Source organism: Pseudomonas sp. H11T01 (assembly GCF_048515765.1).
GTDB lineage: Bacteria > Pseudomonadota > Gammaproteobacteria > Pseudomonadales > Pseudomonadaceae > Aquipseudomonas.
Window position 1 is genome coordinate 239,872 of sequence record NZ_JBLYED010000008.1, and the last position, 17,298, is coordinate 257,169.

The 17,298-nt window shown below is 56.1% G+C and carries 14 protein-coding genes; 4 read left to right on the forward strand and 10 right to left on the reverse strand.

Translation table 11 applies throughout. The features are described from left to right. Window positions 1–33: 33 nt before the first annotated feature. Together ACN1C3_RS13495 and ACN1C3_RS13500 are read right to left on the reverse strand one after the other, a co-directional pair. Window positions 34–975, reverse strand: coding sequence for a glycosyltransferase family 2 protein (locus ACN1C3_RS13495; protein WP_419116305.1), 942 nt, complete (start codon window positions 973–975; stop codon window positions 34–36). Continuing rightward, window positions 972–1,352: a GtrA family protein gene (locus ACN1C3_RS13500; protein WP_419116306.1), complete on the reverse strand. Its 381-nt coding sequence runs from the start codon at window positions 1,350–1,352 to the stop codon at window positions 972–974. The genes ACN1C3_RS13495 and ACN1C3_RS13500 overlap by 4 nt, the downstream gene beginning before the upstream one ends. Window positions 1,353–1,750: 398 nt before the next feature. On the opposite strand from ACN1C3_RS13500, the gene ACN1C3_RS13505 reads away from it, so the two are divergent. After that, window positions 1,751–2,875 (forward strand): OpgC family protein, encoded by a 1,125-nt coding sequence (locus tag ACN1C3_RS13505; protein WP_419116307.1) that lies wholly within the window; start codon window positions 1,751–1,753, stop codon window positions 2,873–2,875. A 61-nt stretch (window positions 2,876–2,936) separates the two neighbouring features. Here ACN1C3_RS13505 and ACN1C3_RS13510 read toward each other — a convergent pair whose 3' ends face one another. Next, window positions 2,937–4,358 (reverse strand): amino acid permease, encoded by a 1,422-nt coding sequence (locus ACN1C3_RS13510; protein WP_419116308.1) that lies wholly within the window; start codon window positions 4,356–4,358, stop codon window positions 2,937–2,939. Window positions 4,359–5,024: 666 nt separating this feature from the next. Between ACN1C3_RS13510 and ACN1C3_RS13515 the strand changes: the two genes are divergently transcribed. Continuing rightward, window positions 5,025–8,159, forward strand: a complete 3,135-nt coding sequence (locus ACN1C3_RS13515; protein WP_419116309.1) for a transglycosylase domain-containing protein — start codon at window positions 5,025–5,027, stop codon at window positions 8,157–8,159. A 90-nt stretch (window positions 8,160–8,249) separates the two neighbouring features. Here the strand turns inward: ACN1C3_RS13515 and ACN1C3_RS13520 are convergent, their stop codons facing one another. The 5 genes from ACN1C3_RS13520 to ACN1C3_RS13540 all read right to left on the reverse strand — a co-directional run bounded on the left by ACN1C3_RS13520 (window position 8,250) and on the right by ACN1C3_RS13540 (window position 14,096). Further along, entirely contained in the window at window positions 8,250–9,503 is a 1,254-nt protein-coding gene (locus ACN1C3_RS13520; protein ID WP_419116310.1) for a hypothetical protein, read from the reverse strand. Window positions 9,504–9,507: 4 nt separating this feature from the next. Beyond that, on the reverse strand, window positions 9,508–10,008 hold the full coding sequence (locus ACN1C3_RS13525; RefSeq protein WP_419116311.1) for a CS1 type fimbrial major subunit: 501 nt from the start codon (window positions 10,006–10,008) through the stop codon (window positions 9,508–9,510). Window positions 10,009–10,057: 49 nt separating this feature from the next. Beyond that, window positions 10,058–10,798, reverse strand: coding sequence for a molecular chaperone (locus ACN1C3_RS13530; RefSeq protein WP_419116312.1), 741 nt, complete (start codon window positions 10,796–10,798; stop codon window positions 10,058–10,060). Window positions 10,799–10,963: 165 nt separating this feature from the next. After that, entirely contained in the window at window positions 10,964–13,486 is a 2,523-nt protein-coding gene (locus ACN1C3_RS13535) for a CS1-pili formation C-terminal domain-containing protein (protein ID WP_419116313.1), read from the reverse strand. 112 nt (window positions 13,487–13,598) lie between these two features. After that, window positions 13,599–14,096 (reverse strand): CS1 type fimbrial major subunit, encoded by a 498-nt coding sequence (locus ACN1C3_RS13540; RefSeq protein WP_419116314.1) that lies wholly within the window; start codon window positions 14,094–14,096, stop codon window positions 13,599–13,601. A 598-nt stretch (window positions 14,097–14,694) separates the two neighbouring features. On the opposite strand from ACN1C3_RS13540, the gene ACN1C3_RS13545 reads away from it, so the two are divergent. Beyond that, window positions 14,695–15,267 (forward strand): PadR family transcriptional regulator, encoded by a 573-nt coding sequence (locus tag ACN1C3_RS13545; protein WP_419116315.1) that lies wholly within the window; start codon window positions 14,695–14,697, stop codon window positions 15,265–15,267. After that, window positions 15,264–16,049 (forward strand): siderophore-interacting protein, encoded by a 786-nt coding sequence (locus ACN1C3_RS13550; protein ID WP_419116316.1) that lies wholly within the window; start codon window positions 15,264–15,266, stop codon window positions 16,047–16,049. Before ACN1C3_RS13545 ends, ACN1C3_RS13550 begins: the two co-directional genes overlap by 4 nt. A gap of 137 nt (window positions 16,050–16,186) precedes the next feature. Here the strand turns inward: ACN1C3_RS13550 and ACN1C3_RS13555 are convergent, their stop codons facing one another. Beyond that, window positions 16,187–16,849, reverse strand: coding sequence for a Pr6Pr family membrane protein (locus ACN1C3_RS13555; protein ID WP_419116317.1), 663 nt, complete (start codon window positions 16,847–16,849; stop codon window positions 16,187–16,189). A gap of 9 nt (window positions 16,850–16,858) precedes the next feature. Then, window positions 16,859–17,089 carry a VF530 family DNA-binding protein gene (locus ACN1C3_RS13560; protein ID WP_419116318.1) on the reverse strand — a complete coding sequence of 77 codons (231 nt, stop codon included), beginning with the start codon at window positions 17,087–17,089 and terminating at the stop codon, window positions 16,859–16,861. Window positions 17,090–17,298: the final 209 nt, after the last annotated feature.

Below are 17,298 nucleotides of genomic sequence, written 5' to 3' on the forward strand. Positions count from 1 at the left end.
CCCTTTTCTCAGCCCTGAACCTCACAAAACTTTTTATACTCCAAGCCTGCTTTTGCCACCTATAACATCTTTCACCACGTACCTCGGCCGGTGTTTTGATTCGATATAAATTCGACCGATATACTCCCCTAGTATGCCAATGCCAATAAGCTGAACACCGCCCAAAAAGAGAATGGCCGTCATCAACGACGGGTAACCCGGCACAGAGTTGCCAAAGAATATTTTGTCGAACACCATATACACAGCGTAAAAGACTGCAAACAAGGAAATCCCGCTGCCTATATAAGTCCACAACCGCAACGGCACGGTACTGAAAGACGTAATACCTTCCAGTGCCAGGTTCCATAGCTTCCAGCCGTTGAATTTGGTGGTTCCCGCCACTCGCTCGCCCCGTTCGTATTCGATGACCACCGTATTGAAGCCCGCCCACGACAGGACGCCCTTCATAAATAACTGATGCTCCGGAAGCGCCCGGATGACATTCACGACCTTGCGGTCCATCAACCGGAAATCACCCACATTTTCTTCGATCCTGGTGTAGGCGATCCTGTTTATCAAGTGGTAGAACAGTGCCGCGCTATGCCGCTTCAGGTAACCGTCGGCGGCGCGAGCACGGCGTTTGGCGAGAACCACATCAGCCCCGTTCATCCACTCCTGGACCAACAGAGGAATCACGCTGATCGGGTCCTGCAGATCAACATCCATCGGAATCACAACGTCACCGCTGGCGTACTCTAGCCCGGCAAATAATGCTGGCTCCTTGCCAAAGTTGCGCGAGAAATTGACCACCAGCACCTCGTCATCGGCCAATGCGAGGGCTTTAGCCTGCTCAGCGGTCTGGTCTGAACTACCGTCATTAACGAAAACAATCTCGACCTCGAACTCACAGAGCGACAATTCTTGGCGGACAGCCTGATAAAACAGGTTAATGGCCTGATCCTCATTGAACACCGGAACGATCAGCGAGACTTTCACGTCTCACGCTCCCGAAAAATGAAGCCCTTTGAATAGAAGAAACCACAGACCAGACTGATGGCTGAGAAAACAACCAGGGTGATCAGCCCTGGCAGTTGTAATCGGTCCCCCGCATAACCCACACCAAGGCTCATCATGCCCATGAACCCGACAAACAGCAGATAACGCGACGCTGTAGCTTTACGTTTGAAGGTGTATCGCGCATTGGCATAAAAGGAAAATGAAACCGCCAGACAAAAGGCCGCGACGTTACTGGGCGACTGACGAATGCCCATGACCGCGTGCAGAACAAAAAACGTCGTCCAGTGAATCAACGTATTAAGAAAGCCGACGGATACGAATCGGGGAAAACCGTGAAACGTTGGCTTTATATCCATGGTGCTTACTTCCGGCCTGGTTGCTAGCAGCTATTCAATTGAATACCGTTATCCATCCATGACTCTGCGAACGTCACTTTCCTGTTCGAAGAAGACATTACTGACGCACCGTTCTTTGCGAACACTGCGGCTTTCAGACCGGGGCGGGTACATATGAAGCTTGGCACCCTTGGCCCACTTGTCTACTTTCAGCTCTGCGAACAGACCAGTGGGCACGACTCGCTTTAATTCGCGGGTACGTGCCCCGTCCTTTGCATCCTGCGCGGAGACATCCAGTAATACCCAGCTTTTGCAATTACCGGAAAATCCCGCCACCCTGCGCGCCGCCGATGTGCGGCGCGCAACCTTTTGCTGCGCCCGCCACTCATTATTGAACCCTCGCTCAAGAGCCCGCTGTCATGCTTAACGGACGCGACCCTCGTATCGATTTCTTTCGCGGTCTTGCGCTGATCTTCATCTTCTGGGATCACGTGCCGCAAAATCCACTCGCCCATTTCACCGTGCGCAATGTCGGTTTCAGCGACGCGGCGGAGATCTTCGTGTTTCTGGCCGGGTATGCGGCGGTGCTGGCCTACGGCAAGATCGCCCAGCGCGACGGTTACCTGATCGCCTGTGTGAAAATCTTGCGGCGCGCCTGGGTGTTGTATGTGGTGCATATCTTCCTGTTGGCGCTGCTGATGGGCATCGTATTTTTCGCCAACAGCCATGTGGAAACCCGCGACTTGGTGCAGGAGATGGGTCTGCAGTATTTTCTGAGCAACCCGCAGCAAGCCTTGGTCGACCAGTTGTTGTTGCGCTTCAAACCGAACCTGATGGACCCGCTGCCGCTGTACATCCTGTTGTTGCTCGGTTTGCCGCTGGTCTTGCCGATGCTGTTGCGCAAGGCCGAGTACGTGGTAGGGCTGTCGGTGGTGCTGTACTTACTGGCGCCGTGGTTTCAATGGAACCTGGCGGCTACAGATGGCGGTGTGTGGTTCTTCAATCCGATGGCCTGGCAACTGCTGTTTATTCTCGGCGGTGCAGCGGCGATTCATGGGCAACTGCCACGCGTGCCGGAATCTCGCCAGCTGACGCGCCAGCCGATGTTTGTCGCAGCGACGGTCTATTTGCTGATCACCGGGCTGATTGCCCTCTCGTGGAAATGGCCGGCAGTACATGACGCTTTCATGCCAAAAATGCTCGGCGAATGGCTCTACCCGATCAGCAAGACCAACCTCTCGCCGACACGTTTGCTGCACTTCCTCGCCCTCGCCTACGTCACCGCAAAGCTGTTGCCAAGCAGCGACTGGACGCAAAACTGGCTGGCACAGCAAAGCTGCCGCATGGGTCGTTATTCGCTGGAGGTGTTTTGCTTCGGTGTGCTGTTGGCGCCGTTGGCGGACATGCTCAATTCGCTGGCCGGGGATGCTTTGGCGATCCAGATCTTCAGCGCCGTGCTGGGGGTGGGATTGATGGCATTGCTGGGTGCGTGGCTGGACTTCAACAAGCGGTTGAATCGGCCGGTGCCTGTGGCGGCGATTTGAATTCACACACTAAAAAGCCCCGATCATCCGACCGGGGCTTTTGCTTTTTCAGCGCTGCTAATTACGAAGCTGAACGCACCGCGCCTTGCACGGCATTGGTCGGTTGCAGCTTGAACACGTAGAACACCACCGTCAGCAGCACCAGGAACGCCGGGCCGACATACAGGGCGATACGAGTGTCCGGGAAGTAAGCCATCAGTCCGACTACCAGCACCAGGAATGCCAGCGCCAGATACGAGCTCACCGGGTACAGCCACATGCGGTACTTGAGCCCCGCACGTTCAGCCGGGCTCAGGCCTTTGCGGAACTTGAGCTGGGCCAGCAGGATCATCACCCAGGTCCAGATCGCGCCGAAGGTGGCGATAGCGGTGACCCAAACGAAGACTTTTTCCGGCACCAGATAGTTGAGCAACACGCCCAACAGCAAAGCACCGATCGACAGCAACAATGCACGACGCGGCACGCCGTTGCTCGAGGTCTTGGCAAAACCCGCCGGGGCCTGGCCGTTTTGCGCCAGACTGTAGAGCATGCGACCGGTACTGAAGATGCCGCCGTTGCAGGACGACAGCGCCGCGGTGACCACCACGAAGTTGATGATGCCGGCAGCGGTCTTGATGCCCAGACGCTCGAAGGTCATCACAAACGGACTGCCTTGAGTACCGATTTCGTTCCACGGGTAGATCGACAGAATCACGAACAGCGCGCCGACGTAGAACAGCAGGATGCGCCAGAACACCGAGCCAATTGCATTCGGAATGGTCTTCTGCGGGTTCTTCGCTTCACCGGCAGTCAGGCCGATCATCTCGACGCCCAGGTAGGCGAACATCACCATTTGCAGAGACATCAACACACCCTGGATGCCATTCGGCATGAAACCGCCATGGCTCCACAGGTTGGAAATCCCCAGCGCAACACCGTCGTTGCCAAAGCCGAACGCAATCACGCCGATGCCGCCGACGACCATCGCGATGATGGTGACGATCTTGATCAGCGCGAACCAGAACTCGAACTCACCGAACGCCTTGACCGCGATCAGGTTGATCGACCCCATGCTTATCAACGCCGCCAGCGCCCAGATCCAGCGCGGCACATCGGGGAACCAGACGCCCATGTACACCGCCACCGCGGTGATTTCCGCGACGCAGGTCACCAGCCACAGAAACCAATAGTTCCAGCCAGTGAGAAAACCCGCCAATGGGCCCAGGTAGTCTTGTGCGTAGCGGCTGAAGGAACCGGCTACCGGGTTATGCACGGCCATTTCGCCGAGGGCGCGCATGATCACCAGAATCGCCAGGCCGCCAATGATGTAGGACAGCATGATTGCCGGGCCGGCCATTTCGATGGCTTTGGCCGAGCCGAGGAACAGCCCGACACCGATACAGGCGCCGAGCGCCATCAAGCGAATATGCCGTTCGCCGAGTTCGCGTTTCAGCGGGCCGCCCTGAGCGGTCTCGCCATGGGGCAGATGATTGCCAACTGGCATAGGGGTACAACCTCGTCTTGTTATTGGATATGAACCACCGAGTATTCGAAATACGGGCGGGTAGCCTGTACTTGCTCAACCGGGCCCACCTTGTGGACAGGCCTGTCTTGTAGGACAAAACCTACGAGATCAGCGGACGTGCAGTATAAAAAGCTCTTAACAGGGCTTTTCACTATATAAACGACTAGATTCAGCGAGAAGTCGCGGCAAAATCGCCTTGGACGGAGGGGCATTACCTGGATTTTGTGCGTCATCCCGCCTGCAAACGGCGCGGAGTATTGCACAGCAATGGTGCATCGTCATGCCCCTGCCTACGGCGCATTTTCTTGTTCGATGGCTCTATATCAATGCTTTCATATGAAAGACACGCTAATCCTTGTGGCGAGGGAGCCTGCTCCCGCTGGGGCGCGCAGCGGCCCTGAATTCAGCCACCGGGTATCTTCAGGTGAAACCCAGGTGCTGGATTTACGACTGCTGCGCCCGAGCGCGGACCGGCCGGCGGGAGCAAGCTCCCTCGCCACAAATGACCATCCCCCCAGAATTCGTGCCAACCCGCAGCCGTCATAAAAAGACCGCAGACTTCCCTTCACAAATTTTTCACCGGTTCCAACCACGGTCTAAGCTTCAAACAAGTCAGATCAATCTGCGTGAATGGATCAGTCGACTATGGGCGCTTTGTGGCAATCCGATTCGAGTAAAGCTATGGAGCCAACTGATAGCGTGGATGAAGCGCCTTTACCCAAAAAACCTCGGCGTAGCCGGTACTGGTGGCGGCTGTTCTGGTTGCTGCTGCTGATTGCCCTGATTGTTCTGGGCTTCGCCGCCGCCAAGGAGATGCGCACATCGAAAGTGCAGGCTCACGAGTTCAGCAAATTCGCAGCCTCGTTGAGCTACTCCGTGGAGCCTGGCGCCAGCGATTCGATTTTCTATCCGGGCGCCGGCCCGTTCGACAAACGCCTGGGCTACAGCTCCCTGGGTGAATTCCTGCCGCGACTGCTCAAGCGCGACTATATGATCCAGTCGCAGACCCGCTTTTCCCCGGCATTGTTCAATTACAGCGAAAAAGGCTTCTTCGTTCCCTATACGGAAAAAATTCAGGCAGGGCTGTCGATCACTGATTGCCGCGCTACGCCGCTGTACCAGTACAACTATCCGCAGCAACTCTATTCAAGCTTTGCAGCGATTCCACCGTTGGTGATAAACAGCCTGCTGTTTATCGAAAACCGCGATCTGCTCGATCCTCAACAGCCCTTGGCCAACCCTGCCGTGGACTGGCCACGTTTCGGTATTGCCGCTTGGTCGCAAGTGGCGAAACTGCTTCATTTGCCCGGCCAGACGGCTGGCGGTAGCACCCTGGCCACACAGCTCGAAAAATATCGGCACTCTCCGGACGGTCTGACGGTGTCCGGCGGCGAAAAAATCCGCCAGATGATCTCTGCCAGCGTGCGCGCCTATCAAGATGGCCCGCAAACCGTGGATGCGCGGAAAAACATCGTCCGCGACTATCTCAACAGCGTGCCACTGTCAGCGGTGCCCGGGCATGGTGAAGTGCATGGCATGGCTGAGGGCCTGAGGGTCTGGTATGGCGCGGATTTCAATCAGGTCAACAAGGACCTGGCCAGCAACGCCAAGGATCCACAGAGTCTGGCGAAAAAAGGTCTGGCCTTACGTCAGGTGTTGTCGTTGATGATTGCCCAGCGCCGGCCTTCGCATTACTTGTCCAAGGGCCGCAATGAATTGACGGACCTCACCGACAGCCATATCCGCCTGCTCGCGCAAAACGGTGTGATCGATGCGCCGCTGTCGGACGCAGCCTTGGCCAGCAAGGTGACTTACCGTGACTGGCAGCAGCAACCGACCATCCAGCCCATCGAAACCACCAAAGGCATCAGCGTTGCCCGTAGCCGCCTGGCGGCCCTGCTCAACCGCCCGCTGTATGACCTCGATCGCCTTGACCTGTCGGCCACCAGTACGCTGCAGAGCGAGCTGCAAACCAAGGCCACCGAGTACCTCAAGCATCTGGCCGACCCGGCGTTCGCCGCGCAAATGGGTCTGTTTGGCGAGCACCTGCTGACGCCCACCAGCACCACACAAGTGCGCTACAGCTTCACCCTGTTCGAACGCGCCCCCGACGGTTCGCGGGTTCGGGTACAGACCGACAGCACCGATCAGCCGTTTGACATCAACGAAGGCAGCAAGCTGGAGCTGGGCTCCACCGCCAAGATGCGGGTGCTGACCACTTACCTGCAAATCATCTCCGAACTGCATGATCGCTATGGGGCAAAAACCCCGGCAGAGCTGAAAAAAACCGAGGTCGCCGACCAGGATCGAATCACCCGTTGGGCGGTCGATTACCTGATCCAGAACACCGACCGCAGCCTGCCAAAAATGCTCGGTGAAGCCCTCGATCGCAAATACTCGGCGAGCCCCGGCGAATCCTTTTTCACCGGCGGCGGGCTACACACGTTCCACAACTTCCGCAGCGAAGACAACGGCCGCAGCCCGACCTTGCGCGATGCCATACGCGAGTCGATCAACCTGCCGTTCATTCGGTTGATGCGCGACCTGGTGCGCTACAGCACTTACTCAGGGCCCAATAACAGCGCCCTATTACTCAAGGACGACGGTGACCCACGGCGTCAGGAGTATCTGGCCCAATTCGCCGACCGTGAGGGCACTTCGTTCCTGCTGCGCTTCTGGAAGAAGTACCAGAAAAAGGATACTCAGGCCCGCCTCGAAACCTTCCTCGACGGTATGCACCCGACAGCCATCCGTCTCGCCGCAGTGCACCGCTACCTGTTGCCGGAAGCCAGTCAGGAGAGCTTCAACCGCTTCGTACGCTCGCATCTGAAAACCGCCAAGACCACCGAAAAAACCACCGGAAAAGTCACCGAGAAGCTCACCGATGAGCGTCTGGAAAGGCTCTATAAAAGCTACGGCCCCGGTGCCTTTGACCTACCGGATCAGGGCTTCATTGCCAAAGTTCACCCTTTAGATTTGTGGCTGATGGGATATTTGCTGAACAACCCCGACGCCAAGTTCAGCCAGATCGTGAAGGCCAGTGAGTTCGAGCGTCAGGAAGTCTATAGCTGGCTGTTCAAGAGCAAACACAAGAGCGCTCGCGACAGCAGGATCCGCACCATGCTGGAGATCGAGGCGTTCCTCGACATTCACCAGCGCTGGCAGAAAGTCGGCTACCCGTTCGACCACCTGGTTCCGTCACTGGCCACCGCCATCGGCAGCTCCGGCGATCGCCCGGCGGCTCTGGCGGAACTGATCGGCACCATCCTCAACGATGGCGTGCGTATGCCAACCCTGCGCATCGACAGCCTGCACTTCGCCGCCAACACGCCCTATGAAACCAGGCTGATCAACGACCCGGACAAAGGCAAACGAGTGATGCCTTCCGAGGTGGCGACGGCGATGCGCGAAGTGTTGTCGCAAGTGGTGGATGCGGGCACCGCCAAGCGGGTCGCCGGTAGTTTCAAACTGCCTGACGGCACCCCACTGGCCATGGGCGGCAAGACCGGTACCGGTGACAACCGCATCGAAGCCATCGGGTCCGGCGGACGGATTCTCAGCTCCAAATCGATCAACCGCACCGCAACCTTTGTGTTCTACATCGGCGAGCATCACTTTGGCACCCTCACCGCGTTCGTTCCCGGTGCCTCGGCGCAAACCTACAAATTCACCTCGGCGTTGCCGGTGCAAGTGCTCAAGGGCATGGCGCCGATTCTCACGCCTTACTTAAAGCCGGGGAGTAATACCCAGTGCCTGCCGGTAGCACTATCGAGGCTCTGATAACTCAGAGCCTGGTCCTCTGGAGGATATTTTTGGCAAGGGAGCTTGCTCCCGCTGGGTGCGAAGCGTCCCTGAAACCTGCAACCGAGTTCACCCCACCTCCGAATCCCAAATAACGGTCACATTGCCGGAGTACTGCCGGGCCGTTCCCGGGTGGATCATCTCGGCCACTTCACCCGCGGGAATCTCGAAGTGCAAGATCCCTGGCTTGCGATCCACATAAAAAACTGGCTGGAATAACTCAGTTCCGACGCCGTCACGACGTAACGGTCGACGGCTAACGGAACTCCCGGTCTCATCAACCAGACCACTGGGTAAACTCACGCTGACATTCACAGGTACCGAATGGCCCGAAACGGAGTCGTAGACATTGCACGTGTTGCCGCCCGCCCAGTATTGACATTCAAGCCCCATCTTGAACCGCGAAGAAGCAGAAATATTGAAAGTCTGATCACGAAACAGCCGCGTCGGTTTACGCCCCTGATTCAGCCAGGCCTGCCAGCCTCCCTGTGGAACCAGTTGGATATTGTTGCCACCCGGCGGAACTTCAACCTTGAGGGTGTGCTGCACATCCAGGGTGAAGTTGAAGGTCATTTGAGTGTCAGTGGGAATCATAATGTCGCCAAAATCGAAATCACCCCCTGGCCCCATCGAATAGGTAAGGCTGCCACGGTATTGACCCGTGGACATCTCCAATGGTTTGGGAGTTCTGAGCTCGTAGGCATATTCAAGCGTGCGATATTCAAGCGATGAAAGTTCGATACCAGGGAATGCGACGCAAGCCCCGGCGTCCTCAGACACGATCCAGAAAAAATTCGCGTTAGCCGAATCGGCCGTGAAAAAACCAGTCGCTACACATGGGCTTGATGGATACCGCCACTGCTCGCTCCAGCTCCTTCCCGGCAAAGCCCAGGCACTGACGCCCGGGGGCCGAGGAGTACGCCAGTGGCTTCCGATACCCGCCATTCGCATTTCCACCGTCTCGACTTCTCCGCTCTTTTCGTGTGTCACTTGAAAAGCGCGCCATTGCGACGGCACCTTGAACATTGCGCCTTGCCGAGGGTTCCGCTCCCCCACCATCAACGCATGATTCGCCGGGATCGGTGAATTGGAGTAAGCACGGAACCCCGTGTTTCGCAGACTGAAAATATTCAGTGCTTGGCATTGCGTGGGGATATGCACCTCACAGATGCTACTTACTGGCGTCGTATTTTCAAACTTGTTAACCTGCGGGTTTGCTGGATCCGGCTTGAATACCGCTGTAACTTCTTCTTCTATCGCATGAACTGAAGTTACAGAGAACCCGACAACACATAGCGTCAAAACAATAACTGCAACATTCATAACATCAAGACCCCGGCAGCACTGCATTGAAAATCATATTGACGTTACCAAAATAATCGCCCGACTTATAAACACCGTCGGAGGGCGGAACTGGCACGATTTCCAGTAACACACGCTTACCCAAAGCCGCGTCACCTAAAGAAACAACTTCACTGGACTCCAGTTCACTCAACAACCTGCCGTTAAACATAACCCGCAGAGCAATATCATGGGCATTGGTGCCATTCGACAGATAAGGCCGGCCTTCAAGCCGTGCTTCGATCGAACCCGCTTCATTCTTGACATCGAACGACTTGCGCAAACTGCCCAGCGTGGACGTCACCAGATTCCAGGGCAGTATCTGCTCGCGATGAATCCAGCCGGGGTCTGCCGGAAGCACATAAAACGCCGAGGTTGGAATGCTCACCGACACCTCGAACGTGTGTCTCTCTATGGCTGCAAAAGCCACAGTGCTTCCCAGCATTACACCTGCCAGTGAAAGCACGATGGTCAGTTTCTTGAACATTTTCATCACCTGTTACTTCAAGGCCAGTTGCCAGAAAGCGGTTGCGTGGTTATCCCTTCACTTCCAGTTTTTTGCTTTTCTCACCTTCGACCAGGGTGAAACGGTATTCACGACCGGCCTGCTTCTCGAACTGGAAAGTCCGACCGGCCAGAATGTGATGTTTGGTGGTGGGTTGGCACTCTTGTTCGTTTTTCACTGAACAATCCTTGAACTCATCGATCACCACCACGGTGTTGCCGTTGTTGCGGATCTGATATTGACCCGTGCCGTTATCGATCACGCTGTCGAAGCGTGTCTCCTTGGGCCGCACGAAAAACACTGTGCCGTAGCCAGCCAACACGTTAACCCCGGCCGACAGGCCTTTTTTGTAGTCTTCGCGTTCTTCGGCCGTGACGGTGAACTCATCCTCTTTCTCTGGCACTACCGGCACGAAACGCACTCGGAAGTAGCGTTCTTTCTCACGCTCGCCCATGTACAACAAACGCGTACCCTGCATGCCATTGGCCGGCACGATCAGCCGGGCGGGGCTGGCCATCAGGCCATCACGGGCGCTGGCGTCGGCCTGAGACATCAGCGGGATTTCCCGCGATGTGCCATCGGCGTCATAGACGATTTCAAGGATATTGACCTTGACGAAGGCGGTGCTGTCGCCGCCATTGAAGACGCGTTTGAGGTAGGTACTTTTATCGCCATCCAGATAGTCATACACCGTCCCGACATTGATACTCGGTCCCGCATGAGCGGTCTGGGTGAATAAACAAAAGCCAAACAATGCCAACAGGCGTTTCATATTTCTGTACCTCATATCTCAAGAGCAGTCGGACGCGCCTCCGCTGCAAGTACGCCAATCAAATTTGCGAGTCCCAATTAATTGGGATCTCACCCGAAAAGTGTGGCCGGCAAACTTCAACATTTGCTCCACGTCTTCTTTAATCCCATTCAGGACGCTAATGCCTTAACCCGCACTCTCAGCTTTATAGTTCGCATCCGCCAAGGTATCCGGCGTACAACGCAAGTCCCCGATCATCAACACATCGTTCTCATTGCGCGCACTTCCCGGATCGAGGCGGAACTGGCACAGCAACTGATCGCCATGACGCACTTCCAGGGTCGGCGAGCCGGCTTTCATTTCCATGGAGAAGAAGCCGTCGACTTCACTGACCCCGCGGCTGGCATGGTTGATGATGTGATGGCCCTTGAGCGGCTTGCCCTGGGAGTCGACCAGGCGGCCGAGCACGGTAAGGGTTTTGCTGACGGTGATCTTGCGGTAGTCCACGCCGCCCTTGTTCAGGTGATAGCTGGTGCGCGCCGGTTGAATGGTCGCCGCCGGAGGGTGGTTGCCTTCGAAGTCAAAGCTCACCGAACTGCTTTTATAGGCGGTGATCGGGATAAAATTGCGCCCCGGTCGCAAGCTGGCGCTGCCACCGCTCAAGTCGTCGGCGCGCAGGGCGATTTCATCGAGGTCGGATTCGACGTCGATGATCATCCCGGCACCACTGCCCTGATGCTGGCTGGTCATGACGATTTGCTGACCGCCCACGGCAATCGTGCTGTCCAGGTTCAAGCCACCAGTGAAGTTGCCGTTGAAGGAAGAGCGCTGGACAAAGGCATCGCCATTGATTGTCTCGTTATTGAAGCTCGTCGTTCCGGAAAGGCCGATGCCGTAAGTGTCAGTAATCGCGGTGGCCGAAACGCTCTGCAAGACATGACCTTGAAGGTCTTTGCGATAGGTGAGCGATGCATTGTTGTCGCGCCCGCCGTCACGGGAGGTTCGTGTACCGATACTGCCGGACCACTGTTCACCCGGCCCGCCGAGGGCCAGGCTGACGGTCAGATCGACACCGCGATTGCGTGCGTCGCCGCTGCTGAAGGAGCCGGGCCGATCAAAAACCGAGAAGCGCCAGTTGGCGTCACTGCCGAACAGGATATCGCGTTGAGTCCAGCCCAGATCGAGGCCCACGCCTTCGGTATTGCCATCACTGTGGGACACCCGTGCATTGAATGAGCTTTTGCTGCTGACCCGATGATTCACCGACAACGACGAGTTGCTGGTCTGGCCGATAAACACATTGCGCTGCCGCACGCGTGTGCCGTCGGGTAGGGTTTGGTAGGTATTGGTGGTGTCCAGCCAACTGCGGTTATGGGTGGCGAACACGCTTCCGGAGCCATAGTTGTACATCGCTTGCAGATCGAGACCGGTGCCATGGTCCTGGGTCTGAAAAAGGTTGGCGTAAAGGCTGGTGTTGTCGGCCAGTGTCCAGTCGACCGACGAGCCATATTGCAGCGTGTCCCGAACCTGGCGACCCGAGACCCCGAGAATGATCCGTGGATGCAACAGGTAGTTGAAGGCAGCGCCGGCCGTCATGTCGCCGTATGCCTGCTCATTCCAGTTGCTCAACAACTTGCTTTCCTGCCCGGCGAACAGGTTGTAGCGCCAGCGTTCATCGTGATTGCGCCAGTTGTTCGGTTTGTACACCAGCTCTTGAGTAGTGGAGGTGATTTGACCGTCTTCGATCAAGCGCACTTCCACTTCGTAGATCCCGCCGGGCAAGGGCCGGGTATCCAGGGTGTGCAAGCCGGCATCGACCGGTTGGGTGTTTATCAGCAAGCCATTGCGAAAGATCTCCACCGAGGCCTGACGGTTGGCGGTGACATAGATCGGGTAGACGCTGGGCTTGGGGCTGTTGATCGCCAGGCTGTCGGAGCTGCCGTACATGAGGCCCACCGCCGTGTCGGGGCTGGCACCGAACGAGCGCGGCTGACGGCTCAGGCCTTCGGAGTTGGGGGTGAAATAGCCCAGGCGCAGAAAGCGGCCTTCCAACTCACGCTGGCTGTAGAGCTCGTGTATCGCGTGATAGAGCTTGTCATCCGGACCGCCCAAACGGGCCAGTTGCATATTCAGGCTCTGGGTCCAGTTGCCCAGACTGCTGCTGGCCTCCAGACCATAACGCCCGCCCAGATCCTGATCCTGCCCACCGTTGAGGTTTAGCTGGTTGCGCACGATCAAACCGCTGCTGCCGCCCTCGGGCAGCTCGTAATAGCGCTTGGTTTCAGTGTCGCGCTCAGCATGTTCAGTGAGGATCGACACTAATGAATTTTCGAGGTTGTAATGAATAGCAAGCATCTGCTCCGGACAACTGCCTTCGCAGGCGCCAAGGGCCACGCTTTTTTGTAAGTAAGAGGTCCAGGTTTCACGCTCGCTGGCGGGGATGTTGCTGTCGCCGACATCAGCAAACTCAAGCAGAGTGATGCGATCATCGCGGGATAATACGATCATCGCCTCACCGAGAAATTGTTGATCAAGTTCCACCCGAACCGCCAATGGCACATCGAAAAAATGCTCTTCGAACTCCGCCGGTAAACCTTTGGCTTGAGCGAGCAAACTTCGTGGAGTGGTGCCGATAGCAGAGGGGACTGCCAGTGCACTTGTGCAGATAAAAAGTGCGAGCGCAGCCGCGATGGGGGTCATCGGGAACATGAACGAAATACTCTAATTACGTGAACACATTAAAGCCCGGCCGACTGTCAAAAACGGTCAGTCGACCGGTTAGTGTTATTAAATAAGGCGAGCCTATTTAATAACAAGCAGATCAAATAGCGAGCTTAGGCTCGAAAACCACGGTAAAGTCACCGGTGTAGTCACCGACTTGAGTGGCGGTAGGTTTCGCCGCAGTGATGATCATATCCAGCTGCGTACCCGGTGTAGCATCAGCTGCGTTCACGATTTCTTTAGACGTCCCGTCCAACACAGTGCTACCCATGGCAACGGTCAGCGGGATTGCATTCGAACCGTTGTACAGAGCCGCTTTCGTCGCGCCGCCTTCAATAAACGCATTGATCGAACCCTTTGCATCACTGTGCTTAAGATCATAAACCGCGCGCAGAGAACTCAGTTCACCGCTGACGACATTGTAGTTCAGCGTTTCATCTTTACCGAAGTTCGGATCTCGAGGCTGAGCGTGGAAGACGCTGGTTGGGATGGTTGCTTTGATATTAATAATGCTGCTCATGTTTTCAGCAGCAAAAGCAATGGAAGAGCTCAACGCCAGAACAGCCATTGGAGCAGCGATTACGATTTTTTTGAACATTGTTAAATACCTGTCATGTCAAAGAGTCGGACAATTAAAATCTCGAAAAGCCGAGGACTTCCTTTCATTTAACGAAAGGCGCTGAAAAGCCAATACATATTATTAGAACCAAAATGGCTATTTTCTTGAACTTTCAACGCCGAGGCATATTCAACCAATCCCCAACAAAAGTAAGTAGGACATTTCACTAGCACCTGTAGCTCGATCGAAGTACAAGCATCGCGAAAAAACAAGTTAAATCAACAAATGACATTGCTGGATGTAAGCATTTAACTACAAACAGATTAACTAAAAACCCCATACAGCCTTAGCGCTCTGTAACGCCTGTAAGACTAGTACCACCCACCCAATAAACAAAGGCTAACAACAGACTATTAGAGCACTAATACTAAATTTCGGTTATAAATAGAAACGAAAGCTCGCAGTATTGTTACTTTAAAATTGTTTAACAATCCGACAAAAATCGAATTCGATTTATCAGCTCAATCCATCCACCGGGGGGGGGTTGCCCTCGCCCTGCACCGCTGGTCTTACCCCTCTTGCTTTCTTTATAAGATATATCTTAAGTTATATCTAAACCCGAAAGGAGAACGAGAAAATGAGAGAGCATCACCCTCATCGCGAGCACGGTGACGGCCACGACGGCTTCGAAAATCGCCCGGGACGTTTACGCGGCAGCCGTGGACCGCGGGTGTTCGCCCCTGGCGATTTGAAATTGCTGCTGTTGGCCCTAATCGCCGAACAGCCGTGCCACGGCTATGACCTTATCCGCCAGATCGAAGGCATGTTCGACGGTGCCTACAGCCCCAGCCCGGGCGTGATTTACCCGACGTTGACCTTCCTTGAAGAAAGCGAGCTGATTCTTGGCGACGCCGAAGGCGGAAAAAAACGTTACAGCGTGACCGACGCCGGTCGTCTTTCACTTAGCGAGCAAGCGATTGCACTGGACGGGGTGCGCATGCGTATCGACGTCAGCAAACGCTCGTTGTGTGGGCATGACCGCCCGGCAGAGATCCACGAAGCCGTGCACAACCTGCGTCATGCGCTGCAACTGCATCACGGACGCTGGAGTCCGGAAGAAATCCTGCGGGTTCGTGATCTGCTGAACAATACCGCCAAATCCATCGTCGACGGCCCTGCTGTTCAACCTGCACCGGAGAAAGCCGAATGACTGCAGTCAACGTGCAAACGATTCACCGTGTCAGCCATGAGATCAAACGTCGTCGTCTGGAAGTGCTGCGGGTGGTTGACCTGACCCCGCGCATGCGTCGAATCACGCTCGGTGGACCGGAGCTGACAGGGTTCGTCAGCCTGGGCACCGATGACCATGTGAAGTTGCTATTCCCGCAGACGGCTGAAGAACACGCCGCGCTGGAAACCCTGGTGCTCGGTGCTGGCAAAGACGGCGGCCCAATGCCCGCCATGCGCGACTACACGCCACGGCGCTATGACCTGGAATCCCTTGAGCTGGACATCGACTTCGTCCTGCACGGCGACGGACCTGCGTCGACCTGGGCCGAACAGGCCAAACCGGGGCAATACCTGCACATTGGTGGACCGCGCGGTTCGATGGTCGTGCCGGACATCTTCGACAGCTACCTGCTAATCGGCGACGAAACCGCCCTACCCGCCATCGCCCGTCGCCTTGAAGGGCTGGCTGCCAATCGCCGCGCGCTGGTGGTGGTAGAAGTGGAAAACGCTGCCGAACAGCAAACGCTGGAAAGCGCTGCGCAGATCGAGGTGATTTGGGTCCTGCGCGAGGGTGGTCAGCAGGATGTGTTGAGCACCGTGCAGCAACTGCACATACCGACCGGCGAGTTGTATGCGTGGGTGGCAACTGAAACCAAGCTGTCCCGACAGATTCGCCGGGTGCTGCTCGATGAACATCGACTCAATGAAGCGTCGGTGAAAGCGGTTGGGTATTGGCGGTTGGAGGGCGGTGAGGAGGAGTGACTGCGACTTTCACACCAGCCTGAGAATCCCCGAAACTCTAACTTCGCTTTCGCGGGCAAGCCCGCTCCCACAGAAACGCCACTGTACCTGTGGGAGCGGGCTTGCCCGCGAAGGCTGTCGCACGGTCGACACACATCTCAAAACCCGTCCGCCCTTCCCAGCCACCGATCCAACCCAACCAACACCAGCGAAACCAGCACAAACCCCATCAATATCCCGCTGGCATTGATAAACACCTGTGGATAACCCAACCGGGCTACATCGATAAATGGGTACTGGTACTGCCCCAGCGAATGCCCGCGCAGCAGGGCGTAAGCGAAATACACCAGCGGGTAGATCACCCACAACCCAATGTGCTTCAGGCGCAACATCCCTTTCGGCACACACAACCACCAATAGAGCAGAAACAGCACCGGCATGACGTCGTGCAACAACTCGTCTGCCAGAAACTGCCAACCTTGCGGTTGCCACAAGTGTCGCAGCAATAAACTGTACGCCAGGCAGACCACCGTAATGCTCACCGCGATCCCACTGCTGACCCATGGCTGCAGAAAGAAATCCCGGCCCTTCGATGCTCGCGTGTTCAGCTCATAGGTCAGCACCACTGCCACCAGCGTGTTGGTAAGCACGGTAAAGAAGCTGAAGAAACTCACCAACCCGCCCAGCAAACTCGCTTCGACAGCCCAGCGCATGCCCAGAATCAGGTACATCTGAATGGTCAATCCCGACCAACCCAGCAGCGCGGCCACGGCGATAAAAGCGCGCATCCGGTCTGAGTAAGGAGCCTGTTCGGCGTGCATCGGGCTTCCTTAGATCGGTCGTTTGGTGCGCTGCAACTTCACATACAAACCTTCTACTTTCTCGCGGGCCCAAGGGGTTTTGCGCAGGAAGGTCAGGCTCGATTTGATGCTCGGATCGCTCTTGAAGCAGCGAATATCAATGCGCTCGGCCAGCCCCGACCATTCGTAGTGTTCAACCAGCGCGGTGAGGATCTGTTCCAGGGTCACGCCGTGCAGCGGGTTGTTATTGGGTGCGGTCATGCCAGGCCTTTGAGCGAAGAAAGAAAAGGAAGCCGCGCACCTTAGCCGAGGGCTTCGTCGGGTGGAAGCACCGGATGCGCGGGTACTGATTAACTGTAGGAGAGATCAGCACAAACCTGAGGCAGACATTTATCCCTGTGGCGCAGGTTCAGAACAATCGCGTGCTGCATCCAGACTATTACCAAATCCGAAATGATCCATGTCAATAA